Consider the following 13,401-nt stretch of genomic DNA (forward strand, 5'->3'; position numbering starts at 1 on the left):
CGCATGGAGCAGGAGTCGGTGGGGGACCGGTCACGCCGTCGTGTCTTGCAGGAGGGCGGTGGCATCCTCGCCGCCGCGGGACTGCTGCGGCTGGTGCCCGGTGCCCCGCAGGCAGTGGCGGCGACCGTCCCGGCCGGCCGGGACGCCGTTGAAGGGACCGCCGCGGAGGGGTCCGTCACCGTACGGGAGAGCGCCAATCTCGGCGTCACCGCCGCGCCCGACGGTCGCTCGCTGGCGATGGACGTGGCAGGCGGCATCTGGGTGCTGCCCGCCGCCGGCGGGCAGGCCCGCCGCATCACGCCCCTGAGCCACGACGCCACCCGGCCCCACTGGTCGCCCGACGGCGCCCGGATCGCGTTCCAGTCCTTCCGGGACGGCGTCTACCAGGTGTGGTCGCTGCGGCCCGACGGCACCGACCTCACGCAGCACACCAGCGGCCCCGGTTACGACCTGGAGCCGCGGTGGTCCCCGGACGGGCGGCGCATCGCCTTCGCCTCCGACCGGGGCAACCGCAGCCGGATCTGGGTGCTGGACCTGGACGGCGGTGCGCTGCACGCGGTCACCGAGGACGACACCGTGCATGCGGCCCCGGCCTGGTCACCCGACGGCACCCGGCTCGCCTACGTGGTCGACGGCACCGTGATCGAAGCCGTGGACCTGCGCACGATGAAGCGCAGCCGGCTCGCCGCCGCATCGGGCGAGGCGCAGCTGTACTCGCCCGTCTACACCCCCGGCGGCGAAACGGTCAGCTATGTCCAAGTGGACGGCGGCGAGGCCGTGTTGAAGGTGGGCGAGCGCACCGTGGTCAGCGGCGAGGACCTGCCACCGCTGCCGGTGTCGTTCACCTCCGCGACGACGTTCTTCTACAGCGCGGGCGGCCGACTTCACCGGGGTACGCCGGGCGGGCCCTCCCACGAGGTCCCCTTCACCGCCGAACTGCCGATCGCCGCCCGCGCATACCGCCGCACGCCCCGCGACCTGACCTCGGACGCGCCGCGCCGGGCCAAGGGCATCGCGAGTCCGGTGCTCTCCCGCGACGGCCGGCAGATCGCCTTCCGCGCGCTCAACGCCCTGTGGGTGCTGCCCACCGGAGGGCGCCCGCGCAAGGTGCTCGACGACGGCTACTTCAGCACCGATCCGGACTTCATGCCGGACGGCCGCTCACTGGTCTATGTGAGCGACCGCGCGGGCAGCGCGAACCTGTGGCGGCTGGACCTGGCGTCCGGGCACACCCAGCGGCTGACGGACCTGCCCGACGGGCAGTTGACACCGCGGGTGTCGCCGGACGGGACACGCATCGCCTACCAGGACGAGTCGGGTGCCCTCTGGGTGCTGGACGTGGCGAAGGGCGCCGCACGCAAGGTGCTGCCGTCGCTGTACCAGCCCGGACGGCCGGCCTGGTCACCGGACGGGACCAAGCTCGCCCTGTCCGCGCTGCGCCCCTACTCCCGGCGCACGGAGACCGGTCACAACCAGGTGCTCACCGTGGACCTGGCCACCGGCACCTTGCGGTACCAGGCGATCGCCCCGGACCGCTCGCTGTCCACCCGCGGCGACGACGGCCCGCTGTGGACGCCGGACGGTAAGCACCTCGTCTTCGGGGCGGAGAGCCTCGCCTGGCGGGCCCCGGTGGACCCCGACGGCACCCTCACCGGTCCCCCGGTTCCGCTCACCTCGGAGGTGACGGATTCGCTGTCGCTCGGCGGCGACGGCCGGCTCCTCCTCTACTTGTCGAACGGGGTGCTGCGCACGGTCGGCATCGGCGGCGGCGCCGCGCGCACCGTACCCGTCGACCTCACGTACCGCCCGGCCCGGGTCAGCGAGCCCGTCGTGGTGCGGGCGGGCGCGCTGTGGGACGGCAGCTCCGAGAAGCTGCGCGCCGCCATGGACATCGTCGTACGGGACGGGCGCATCGCTGCCGTCACCCCGCGCTCGACCGGCGCGGCCCGGGGCGCGCGCCTGGTGGACGTCTCGCATCTCACCGTCATGCCCGGTCTGATCGACACCCACAACCACTGGAACATGCGGGGCAAACAGTGGGGTGACAGACAGGGGCGGCTCTGGCTGGCCTACGGCGTCACCACCAGCCGTTCCCCCGGTGACCCCGCTTACCAGATGGCGGAGAACCGGGAGGCGATGGAGGCGGGCACCCGGATCGGCCCCCGGTACCTGGGTTCCGGAGAAGCGCTCGACGGCACCCGGGCCTCGTACAACTGCATGCGCACCACGATGTCCGCGGAGCAGTTGGAGCGGGAGCTGGACCGTGCGGCCGGGCTGGACTACGACCTGCTCAAGTCCTATATGCGGCTGTCGCCTTCGCACGAGCAGCGCGTGGTGCGCCGGGCGCACTCCCTGGGCGTCCCGGTCACCTCCCACTACCTGTATCCGGCTGCCCACACCGGGCTGGACGGGATGGAGCACCCCGGTGGCGGGCACCGCCTCGGCTACTCGCGCACCCTGAGTTTCGTGGGTGTCCACATGTCGCAGGACGCGGTCGACCTGCTCGTGGCGAGCGGTATGTGGGTCTCCTCCACAACGATCTTCGCCGCCGAACTCTTCGTCGGCGACCGGTCCCTGATCGACGACGAGCGGACGAAGGTGCTGTATCCCGACTGGGAGTACCGGCGCCTGGTGGAGAAGGCCGACGGCGCGGGGCACCCCGGGCCGGAGACCGACCTCAACCGCAGGCTCACCAAGGGCATGGTGGATGCGCTGCTGCGGGTGCAGCGGGCCGGCGGGCTGGTGGTCTGCGGCACGGACGCGCCGCTCGACGACATCGGCATCAGCATCCACCAGAACCTGCGGGCGCTGGTGAAGTACGGGTTCACCCCGCGCCAGGCACTGCTGACCGCGACCGGCAACGCGGCCCGCGCGCTGGGCTACGGGGACCTGCTGGGGGCGGTGGCGCCGGGCCGGATCGCCGACCTGGTCGCCGTCGAGGGCGACCCGCTGACCGACATCGGTGCCGCCGCCGCGGTCCGCACGGTCATGGTCGGCGGAGTGACGCATACCGTGCCGGAGATCCTCGCCCCCTTCCGGCAGAGCGCCCTGCGGGCCGCCGGGCGGTCCGATGCCGTCTCGGTACGGCCGGCCGCGCCGTCGGCCGCCCATGATCCGCGCCACTACTGGCACCAGCCGGAGTGGAGCCGCAAGGGCTGCTGCCGGCCGTGACCCCGGCCCTGTCGTACGGCGGCGGAGGGCGGTTGCGGCTTCCGCCGCCGTGCGACGGGGCGCGGGTGTGCGCCGAGCGCGCCTGGTGCATGGTGCGGTACGCCGAGGCCGACATCCCGAACTGCTTCTTGAACATCCGCTGGAAGTGGCTCAGTTCGCGGTAGCCGACCTGCCGTGCGATATCGGTGATCGATGTACCGGTCTCCCGCAACCGGCGCTGCGCCTCCCGCAGCCGCAGCGCGGTGACGAAGTCGATGAACCGCCAGCCGGTCTGCTCCTTGAAGCTGCGGGAGAAGTGCCACTGACTCATGTACACGGTGCGCGCGACCCGGCCGAGGGTGACATCGCTGTCCGCGTAGTTCTCCCGCAGGAAGGCGATGGCGCCGCGGATGCTCGCGGAGAGTTCGAGCCGGTCCGGGTCGGGCAGGCGTTCCGGCAGCTCCGGATCCGGCAGCTCCACGTGACCGTCGTGCGGAGCGGTCGGCACCGCGGGCCGGGTGGCCAGGTGGACGCGCTGGCCGGCGTGCCGGTAGCCGGGCAGGGTGCGGATCAGCTGGGACGGTGGGCAGATCTCGATCCCCGTAGGCCCGACGGTCACCTGGCAGTCGTGCAGCCAGGGCTGCACGCGGGGCCAGACGAAGCGCGCGTCCTCGCTGTGCAGTTCGGCGGTCAGCAGCAGCGCGGCGCGGCTGGAGATCTCACGCCACACCGGGCCCGGCAGCCGTACGGGCAGGACGGCCACGTCCGGCCCGGCCTGCCACATGTGCGCGACGTCGGACTGGTCGGGATCCCACGCCAGGACGAGTGCGCACAGGCCGTCGTAGACCCGTTGGTGCACTCTGCGGTCCAGGCGGAGGGTGAACAGGCTGCCGATGAGGTCCGAGGCCGAGTGCCGGCTGTCGAACACCACGACATCGGCGGGTTCCAGCGCGGTGCCGGCGCTGAAGTACGTGGGAAAATCGGCGATTCCGAGCAGCTGCGCGTTGTAGTACGCCACCAGCTCGCTGAGGGAGTTCCGGCGGTTGTTGCGGAAGACCGCCGCCCTCAGGCCGGGTAACTCCCCGCTCCGCGCGAGGACTTGATCCGCGTCGTCGGTCAGGTACACCACACTGCGCCCGTTGGTGAGCGCATGCGCCGCGATGCGCAGTGCGGTCAGTGTGCGGTCGCTCCCCGGTGGTACGTCGAGCACGACATCCGCCTCGCCGGCCTGCGCATCGTACCGATCGAGAACGGTCTGTTCCGCTATGGACCCTCTCGTCCCGTGCGGCGGCGGGAACTGTGCGATGTCCCGGGTCGTCCCAGGGGAACTGGCCACTTCGTGTCCTCCACGCACTTGCCTCGGAAGCCACACCATTCCGGTGCGGCCAACGGATATGCGCTACTCCGAAGGCGGTGCGTGCCACGTGGTTGAGGCGGCCCTCTCGCTCCCCCCTGCGCGGCCTGCCGCGGCGGGCGCCCGGAACGGCCAAGGCGCGATGCGGCACAATCCCCCGAATCCCCCTGGCGGTTATCCGGCCCGCCGGCCGATTCCCCCTTCAAGATTGGATGACACCATCTGGTCTGCTGCGGCGTCAACCCTGTTCCACACCACGGCCCGCCCACCGCGAACTGCGGCTTACGGCGACCGGAAGCCGGCCCCGTCCAGGCCGAACACCCGGGTGCGGTCCGCGCCGGCGCAACCAAGCGCGCGCACCCGGACCTCCGCGGACAGCCGGCCGGCGGCCCGGACGGATGCGCGTATCCGCACCACGTGATCACGGTCGTTCGATTCGTTCAAGACCCGGTACCCGCCGCCACTCAACTGTCCCTGGGCCTGCTGACCGCGTGCGGCTCCGGGTCCTCGGGCGCCGACGCGTCGAGCGCCAGTGCGTCCCAGAAGGCCGAGTCGGGTGCCCACGCGTCCGACAACGGCGCGCAGGGCCACGCGAATCTGTCCTCCGCGGCCGGGGGTGGGAAGTTGAACCTCCAGGAGGGCGACGCCCTCGGCGCCCACACGTTCCAGTTGAGCGTCAACGGCGGCACCGAGGCCCTCGGCGAGGTCTCCGCACCGAATGTGGACCAGCCCACGGAGCAGTTCCCCTCCGGCAAGCGCGTCCCCGGCGGGCAGAAGTCGGGCACGGTGACCGTGATCCGCGGCGCCGAACGGTCCCGGCAGCTCACCGACCTGATCGAAGGCAGAACCCAGCCCGCGAGAGCGTCCCTCAGTCAGTTGGACGCCACGGGCAACCCGACGAAGCAGTACGCCCCGCAAGAGCCCAGGGCCATCAAGGTCCCCCCCCGAGCGGCTACGCCCAGAGCGTCACGATCAAGTTCGCGAACCTGACGGTCGGCTAGGGCGCTTCTGACGGATCTCCGCGGCGTCGCGGCGTCTGGCACGCACTCCCCCACGCCTTAAGGGCGCGGGGGGACCCCCTGCGGCGTTGCCGAAATGTCCCCATAGCTCCGCTATGAAGACATCCCGGCGCCTTGCGATCGCACGCACCAGACGCCGCTCCTTCCTCCGCGGAGATCCGTCAGAAGCGCCCTAGGCCCTACGACCGGTCCGCGCGTAACGACCCGGCGTGACGCCGACCATGCGCTTGAAGTGGCGCGTCAGGTGTGACTGGTCGTAGAAGCCGGCGTCGGCCGCCACGGCGGTCGGCGGTCGGCCGTCGAGCAGTAGCCGGCGCGCCCGCTCGACCCTACGGGCCATCAGGTACTGGTGCGGGGCGATGCCGAAGGCCGCGCTGAACGCCCGTACGAGGTGGGTGGGGTGGGCGTGCAGCAGTTGCGCGGCCTCGTCGAGGGTCACGCCTTGGTGCACGCGGTCGTCGAGGAGTTCGCGCAGGGTGGCCGCCACGCCGGGGGCGGCCCGGCGGGGGCGGGCGACGAGCCGGGGGCGTAGGTGGTTGCGCAACTGTTCGCCGATCAGGGCGAGTCGGCTCTCGGCCGCCAACTCGTCGCCGGGGTGGGCCAGTGCCGCGTGCAGTTGTCCGACGCGTCGGCGCAGCAGCGGGTCGGCGAGGTCGGGGCCGTCCACCGCCGGGCCGATGTAGCTCTCGTCCAACTGGGAGAGGTCGAGGTAGAGCACGCGCTTGCGGAATCCGTGTGCGGTGCTGGGCGAGCCGTTGTGTGGTACCTGGGGCGGGAGGAGGGACACCGTGTCGTTCGGGGTGCCGCGCGCCTGGCGTCCGAGGTCGTACTGGACGGCGCCGTCGTCCACGATCAGCAGCGTCCATACGTCGTGGACGTGCATCGGGTAGGCGTGCTCCGTGAAGTGGGCGTGGAAGACCTCCACGACGCCCGGGACCTGCGGGCGCCATGCGGATACTTCCTGCCGTGCTGCCATGCAAAGAACGTACAAGACGGCGCGGCGGGCGGGTCGGCAGCCTGGGGGCATGACAGCAGCCGACGACGCCCCCGTGCGTTTCGAGACCAAGATCGCCGTGCTTCTGCGGGAGGACCTGGAGCCCTGGCAGCGCCTGAACGTGACCGCCTTCCTGGTCAGCGGGCTGGGCACGGAGCTTCCCGAGGTGATCGGCGAACCGTACGCGGACGCCGACGACACCGCGTATCTGCCGATGTTCCGCCAGCCGGTCCTCGTCTTCGAGGGCACCAAGGAGACGCTGGTCGCGGCGCACGGCCGGGCGCTGACCCGGGCCCTTCCCCGGTCGGTGTTCACCTCCGACCTGTTCGCCACCGGCAACGACCGGGACAACCGCGCTGCGGTACGGGCCGTCCCGAGGAACCAGCTGGACCTGGTGGGCCTGGCCGTGTACGGCCCGCGCAACGCGGTGGACAAGGTGATCAAGGGGGCACGGATGCATCCGTGACCGGGTTCCGGTTCGGGGCCGCCCGGAGGTGATGCGGCCGGCCGAACCGCTGCCCGGGACGGCCCAGTTAGATCCGGAGCGCGGCCCGCCGCCCCTCCCTCCCCCACCCGCCACTCCCGCAATCCCGCTGATCCGCGCTCCCCGGGCGCACCATGGAAGGGCGAACGCCCGTCGGCGAACGACCGCGAGAACACCACGGCGGAAGGCGACGGGCCGCGGGAGAAGAAGACGGTCTGGGGGGCCGGACTGGTAGGAGCCCACCGGTGGCACGTGGACGGTTGCGGATCTTTCTCGGGGCCGCTCCCGGGGTCGGTAAGACGTACGCAATGCTCGCGGACGGGCAACGGCTGCGGGCGCTGGGCACGGACGTGGTGGTGGGCTTCGTCGAGCCGCACGGACGGCGGCCGACGGCGGCCATGGCCAAGGGCCTGGAGGCGGTGCCGCGGCGCACGCTGTGGCACCGCGGGGCGCGCTTCACCGAGATGGATCTGGACGCGGTGCTGGCCCGTAACCCGCAGGTGGCGCTGGTCGACGAGCTGGCCCATTCCAACGTCCCCGGGGCGCGCAACGCCAAGCGGTGGCAGGACGTGACGGAGCTGTTGGACGCCGGTGTCGACGTCGTCACCACGCTCAACGTGCAGCATCTGGAGTCGTTGAACGACGTGGTCCGGCAGATCACCGGGGTGCGGCAACAGGAGACCCTGCCCGACGAGGTGGCGCGCGGGGCGGACCAGATCGAGCTGGTGGATCTGCCGCCGGAGGCGTTGCGGCGGCGGATGGTGCATGGCGACATCTATCCGCCGGACCGCATCGAGTCCGCCCTCACCCACTACTTCCGGGTCGGCAATCTCACGGCGCTGCGGGAGATCGCGCTGCTGTGGTTGGCCGACCGGGTCGAGGAGGGGTTGCAGCGTTATCGGGCCGAGCACGGGATCGTCGCGCCGTGGGAGACGCGGGAACGCATTCTGGTCGGGCTGAGTGGCGGTCCGGAGGGCGAGACGCTGATCCGGCGGGCCGCGCGGATCAGCGCCCGTACGCCGGGGACGGAGCTGTTGGCGCTGCATGTGGTGCCCGAGGACGGGTTGGCCCGGGTCGCGCCGGCGGCGTTGGACGAGCAGCGCGCGTTGTTGGAGTCGCTCGGTGGGAGCTTCCATCAGATCACCGGTGAGGACGTGGTGGCGGCGCTGTTGCGGTTCGCGGAGGCGGAGAACGTCACGCAGATCGTGTTGGGTGCGAGTCGGCACGGCCGGGTGCGTTCGCTGTTGAGGGCGGGGGTGGGCGAGCGGACGATCAAGGGGTCCGGGCCGATCGACGTGCACATCGTGACGCACGAGGAGGCGGCCGGGCCCACCGCGTTGCGGTTGCCGCGGCCGGGGCGGGGGTTGGGGGTGCGGCGGTTCGTCGCCGCGTTGGGCGGGGCGGCGGTGCTGCTGCCGGTGTTGACGGCGCTGCTGGTCATGGAGCGCGGTCCGGTGGGTCTGGCCGGGGTGTTGGCGATCTATCTGCTGGTGGTCGTGGTGGTGGCGCTGGTCGGTGGGGCCTATCCGGCGCTGGTGGCGGCGGTGGCCGCGGCGGTGTTGGCGGACTACTACTTCGCCATGCCGCTGCACTCCCTGGTGGTCGAGCGTCCCGAGGCGATCATCGCGTTGGTCGTCTTCGTCGCCACGGCCGTGTTGGTCGGCACTGCGGCGGGGACGGCGGCGCGGGACACCCTGCGGGCGGCGCGGGCCACGTCGGAGGCGCGGACGTTGAGCCGGCTGGCGGCGGGGGTGCTGCGCGGTCAGGACCTGCCGGCGCTGGTGGAGATGATCCGGGAGAACTTCGGGCTGCGTTCGGTGAGTCTGCTCGAACGCGATCCGCAGGCGTCGCCGGTTCCGCACTGGTACGTGGTGGCGAGCGCCGGCGACCATCCGCCGGAGCGGCCGTACGACGCGGACGTGGAGAGTCCGGTCGATGACTGTCTGACGTTGGCGGCGCGGGGACCGGGGCTCAGTGTGGAGGATCGGCGGCTGCTCGACGCGTGCGCGGCCGAGTTGGGGTTGGCGCACGCCCGGGGTCGGATCGCGGGGCCCGGTGGGCCTGGGGATCCGTTCGCGGACGCCGAACGCACCCGGGCCGCGCTGCTGCTGGCCGCCGGCCGCGATCTGCGGGCCCCGTTGCGCACCGCGGAGGACGCGTTGGTGCGGCTGCGGCGGCGTCCCGCGCCCGAGCGGGATCCGGCGGAGCGCCGGCTGTTGGACAGCGCGCGCACGGCCGTGCACCGGGCGGCGCAACTCGTCGCCGATCTGGAGGACTTGAGCCGGCTGCACGCCGGGGCGCTGGACCTCTATCTGCGACCGGTGGATCTCAATGAGGCGCTGGGCGCGGCGCTGGACGACCTGGGTCCCGGTGGTCATTCGATCGTGCTGCGGCTTCCTGAGTACCTGCCGGACGTGATCGCCGACGCCGCGCTGCTGACCCGCGCGCTGACGGCGTTGGGAGCGGAGGCGTTGCGCCACAGTCCACCGGACCGGCCGCCGGTGGTGACGGCGGAGAAGCGGAACGGTCGGGTGGCGATCCGGGTGGCGGACGGGCCCGTTGGCGAGGCGGCGACGACGCCGGTGCGGGCGCCTGGTTCCCGTGCCGACAGTCTGGCGCTGCGGCTGTCGCGGGATCTGGCCGAGGCGATGGACGGTTCGCTGCGGACGTCCAGGAAGGGAGGCACGTTCGCGGTGACGTTGACGCTGCCCAGCTCGGCGCCCGGTGGGCCTCGGCGCGGCAGGCGGCCCACATCCTCGACCTGATATAGCGTCAGAAAAGTTGAGAAGCTCGCATACACCCGGATTCCGGGCGGACGGGTTCCGCCCCTTGAGGACCTGCGGGGTGCCGCACGCATGTCGGACGTCGTCTACGTCGCCCTGACGCTGGTGGTGTTCGCCCTCATCGGCCTGGCCGCCAAGGGGGTCGGACGCCTGTGAGCCTGGAGAACACCGTCGGGCTGGTCGTCGCCGGCGTGCTGGTGGTCTACCTGATCCTGTGCCTGATCTTTCCGGAGAAGTTCTAGGGAGGGCCCGCATGGGCGACACCGCGGCCGGTTGGCTCCAAGTGGCCGCACTGGTGGCGGCGCTGGCGCTCTCGTACCGCCCGCTGGGCGGCTATCTCGCGCACACCCTGACCACCGAGCGGCACGCGCGGGTGGAGCGGCTGGTCTACCGGCTGGGTGGGGTGCACCCGGACGCCGACCAGCGGTGGCCGGTCTATCTGCGCAGCGTGCTGGCGTTCTCCCTGGTCTCGACGCTGTTCCTGTACGCGTTCCTGCGCCTGCAGGACCGTCTGCCGCTCTCCTTGGGGCGGAAGGCGGTGCCGGCGGACCTGGCGTTCAACACCGCGGCGTCGTTCGTCACCAACACCAACTGGCAGGCGTACTCCGGCGAGTCGACGATGGGTCATCTGGTGCAGATGGCGGGGCTGGCGGTGCAGAACTTCGCCTCCGCGGCCGTGGGCATCGCGGTGGTGGCCGCGCTGATCCGCGGCTTCACCCGGAGGAAGACGGACCGGGTGGGGAACTTCTGGGTGGATCTGACCCGGCTGGTGTTGCGGGTGTTGCTCCCGATCGCGTTCGTCTTCGCGATCGTCCTGGTGGCTTCCGGGGTGATCCAGAACCTGCACGGTCCGCAGGACCTCGGCGCGCTCGCGGGCGGTCATCAGAGCCTGCCGGGCGGGCCGGTCGCCTCGCAGGAGACGATCAAGGAGCTGGGGACCAACGGTGGTGGCTTCTTCAACGCCAACTCCGCGCATCCCTTCGAGAATCCCAACGGGCTGACCAATCTGATCGAGATCTATCTGATGCTGGTGATCCCGTTCGCGATGCCACGGGCGTTCGGCACGATGGTCGGCGACCAGCGCCAGGGGTATGCGATCGTCGCCGTGATGGTGCTGCTGTGGGCCGCGTCGGTCGCGCTGATCACGGCAAACGAGCTGTACCGGGTCAGCAGTCCGTCCGGGCACGCGGCCGGGGCGATGCTGGAGGGCAAGGAGACCCGGTTCGGCATCTGGGCCTCGACGCTGTTCGCCGCCTCCACCACCCTCACCTCCTGCGGAGCGGTCAACTCCGCCCACGACTCGTACACTCCGGGCGGCGGCGGGATGACGGTCTTCAACATGATGCTGGGCGAGATCGCGCCCGGCGGCACCGGGTCCGGGCTCTACGGGATCCTGATCCTGGCGGTGGTCGCGGTCTTCGTCGCCGGGCTGATGGTCGGCCGTACGCCGGAGTACCTGGGCAAGAAGCTGCGCGGGCAGGAGATGCGGTTCGCCTCGCTCTACATCCTGACCACACCGGCGTTGGTGCTCGTCGGCGCGGGGCTGGCGATGGCGCTCCCCGGTGAGCGGGCCGCCATGCTCAATCCCGGGGCGCACGGCTTCACCGAGGTGCTGTACGCGCTGACGTCGTCGGCGAACAACAACGGGTCGGCGTTCGGCGGGTTGAGCGCGAACACCGTTTGGTACAACACGGCGCTGGGCGTGGTGATGTTGCTGGGGCGGTTCCTGCCGATGGTGTTCGTCCTGGCGCTGGCCGGTTCGCTCGCCCGGCAGCAGCCGGTGCCGGTCACCGCGGGCACCCTGCCCACCTACCGGCCGCAGTTCATCGGCCTGTTGACGGGCGTGATCCTGATCGTCGTCGGTCTGACGTACTTCCCGGCGCTGGCGCTGGGTCCGCTCGCGGAGGGTCTGCACTGATGTCCTCGGCCCCCGTTCCCCCCACCGTCCCCTCGGACGGTGCCGGTCGTCACCCGCATCGGGTCTCCGGCGGGCTGCTGGATCCCCGGCAGTTGGTCCGGTCGCTGCCGGACGCGCTGCGCAAGCTGGATCCGCGGGTGATGGTCCACAACCCGGTGATGTTCGTGGTGGAGGTCGGGGCGGTCCTGACCACGCTGTCGGCGCTGCGCACGCCCAGCGTCTTCGCGTGGGTGATCACGGTCTGGCTGTGGCTGACCGCGCTGTTCGCCAACCTCGCCGAGGCGGTGGCGGAGGGCCGAGGCAAGGCGCAGGCGGCGGCGCTGCGGCGCACCAAGACCACCACGACGGCGCGGCGGCTGGTCGACTGGCGGGCCGGTGCGGCGGAGCCCGTCGAGGAGGAGGTGCCGGGCACCGAGCTGCGCTTGGGCGATCATGTGGTGGTCGAGGCGGGTCAGCTCATCCCGGGCGACGGCGATGTGGTCGAGGGCATCGCGAGCGTCGACGAGTCGGCCATCACCGGTGAGTCGGCTCCGGTGATCCGGGAGTCCGGCGGCGACCGGTCGGCGGTGACCGGCGGCACGAAGGTGCTGTCGGACCGGATCGTGGTGCGGATCACCGCCAAGCCCGGCGAGACGTTCATCGACCGGATGATCGCGCTGGTCGAGGGGGCGGCCCGGCAGAAGACCCCCAACGAGATCGCGCTGAACGTGCTGTTGGCGTCGCTGACCATCATCTTCCTGGTGGCCGTGGTGACCCTCCAGCCGTTCGCCGTCTTCGCCGGCGCCGAGCAGTCCCTGGTCATCCTGGTCGCCCTGGTCGTGGCGTTGATCCCGACCACGATCGGCGCGCTGCTGCCGGCGATCGGCATCGCGGGCATGGACCGGCTGGTGCAGCGCAACGTGCTGGCGATGTCGGGGCGCGCGGTCGAGGCGGCGGGCGACGTCAACACCTTGCTGCTGGACAAGACCGGCACCATCACCCTGGGCAACCGGCAGGCCGCCGCGTTCCTGCCGGTGTCCGGGGTGAGCGTCGCGGAACTCGCCGACGCCGCACAGCTCTCCTCGATCGCCGACGAGACGCCCGAGGGCCGTTCGATCGTGGTCCTCGCCAAGGAGCAGTACGGGCTGCGCGGGCGGGAGGAGGGCGAGTTGGAGGGGGCGGACTTCGTGCCGTTCACCGCGCAGAGCCGGATGAGCGGCGTCGACCTCAACGACCCGCGGGAGGGCCGCTCGTTGCGCAAGGGGGCGGCGACCGCGGTGATGCGCTGGGTGCGCGACAACGGCGGGCATCCGACCGAGGACGTCGGTCAGGTCGTCGACGGCATCTCGGCCACCGGCGGGACCCCGCTGGTCGTCGGGCAGGTGATCCGGCACGGCGCGGCCCCGGACGCCCGGGTGTTGGGCGTCATCCACCTCAAGGACGTCATCAAGGAGGGCATGCGCGACCGGTTCGACCAGTTGCGCCGGATGGGCATCAGGACCGTGATGATCACCGGCGACAATCCGCTCACCGCCCGGGCCATCGCCCAGGAGGCGGGCGTGGACGACTTCCTGGCCGAGGCGGCGCCCGAGGACAAGATGGCGCTGATCCGGCGCGAGCAGGAGGGCGGGAAGCTGGTCGCGATGACCGGTGACGGGACGAACGACGCCCCGGCGCTGGCGCAGGCGGACGTCGGTGTGGCGATGAACACCGGTACCTC

9 protein-coding genes and 1 pseudogene are annotated in these 13,401 nt (G+C 71.7%); 7 read left to right on the forward strand and 3 right to left on the reverse strand.

All coding sequences use genetic code 11. The features are described from left to right. Positions 1-3 precede the first annotated feature (3 nt). Entirely contained in the window at positions 4-3,171 is a 3,168-nt protein-coding gene (locus ACIQU6_RS32735; RefSeq protein ID WP_403485355.1) for an amidohydrolase family protein, read from the forward strand. 103 nt (positions 3,172-3,274) lie between these two features. Here the strand turns inward: ACIQU6_RS32735 and ACIQU6_RS32740 are convergent. Both ACIQU6_RS32740 and ACIQU6_RS32745 read right to left on the reverse strand, forming a co-directional pair. Continuing rightward, positions 3,275-4,525: pseudogene (locus ACIQU6_RS32740) on the reverse strand (helix-turn-helix domain-containing protein); the annotation flags it as partial. 261 nt (positions 4,526-4,786) lie between these two features. Then, positions 4,787-4,921 (reverse strand): hypothetical protein, encoded by a 135-nt coding sequence (locus ACIQU6_RS32745; RefSeq protein ID WP_403485356.1) that lies wholly within the window; start codon positions 4,919-4,921, stop codon positions 4,787-4,789. On the opposite strand from ACIQU6_RS32745, the gene ACIQU6_RS32750 reads away from it, so the two are divergent. Next, positions 4,922-5,494, forward strand: coding sequence for a hypothetical protein (locus ACIQU6_RS32750; RefSeq protein WP_403485357.1), 573 nt, complete (start codon positions 4,922-4,924; stop codon positions 5,492-5,494). A gap of 201 nt (positions 5,495-5,695) precedes the next feature. Here the strand turns inward: ACIQU6_RS32750 and ACIQU6_RS32755 are convergent, their stop codons facing one another. Beyond that, a complete protein-coding gene (locus tag ACIQU6_RS32755; protein WP_403485358.1) occupies positions 5,696-6,499 on the reverse strand; it encodes an AraC family transcriptional regulator in 804 nt (267 codons plus the stop codon). Here ACIQU6_RS32755 and ACIQU6_RS32760 point away from each other — a divergent pair. From ACIQU6_RS32760 to kdpB, 5 genes are all read left to right on the forward strand, one after another. Further along, the gene (locus tag ACIQU6_RS32760; protein WP_403485359.1) at positions 6,498-6,983 is read left to right on the forward strand and encodes a DUF2000 family protein; all 486 of its coding nucleotides are present in this window, start codon (positions 6,498-6,500) and stop codon (positions 6,981-6,983) included. The two genes, ACIQU6_RS32755 and ACIQU6_RS32760, sit on opposite strands and share 2 nt — an antisense overlap. A gap of 263 nt (positions 6,984-7,246) precedes the next feature. Further along, positions 7,247-9,766, forward strand: a complete 2,520-nt coding sequence (locus tag ACIQU6_RS32765) for a DUF4118 domain-containing protein (RefSeq protein WP_403485360.1) — start codon at positions 7,247-7,249, stop codon at positions 9,764-9,766. Positions 9,767-9,936: 170 nt separating this feature from the next. Continuing rightward, entirely contained in the window at positions 9,937-10,026 is a 90-nt protein-coding gene (locus ACIQU6_RS32770) for a potassium-transporting ATPase subunit F (protein WP_274918452.1), read from the forward strand. A gap of 11 nt (positions 10,027-10,037) precedes the next feature. Further along, positions 10,038-11,702: a potassium-transporting ATPase subunit KdpA gene (gene kdpA, locus ACIQU6_RS32775; RefSeq protein WP_403485361.1), complete on the forward strand. Its 1,665-nt coding sequence runs from the start codon at positions 10,038-10,040 to the stop codon at positions 11,700-11,702. Continuing rightward, positions 11,702-13,401 (forward strand): potassium-transporting ATPase subunit KdpB (kdpB, locus tag ACIQU6_RS32780; RefSeq protein WP_403485362.1); only part of this gene is annotated, 1,700 nt, incomplete at its 3' end. The genes kdpA and kdpB, both read left to right, overlap by 1 nt.

Source organism: Streptomyces sp. NPDC090442 (genome assembly GCF_044769405.1).
GTDB lineage: Bacteria > Actinomycetota > Actinomycetes > Streptomycetales > Streptomycetaceae > Streptomyces.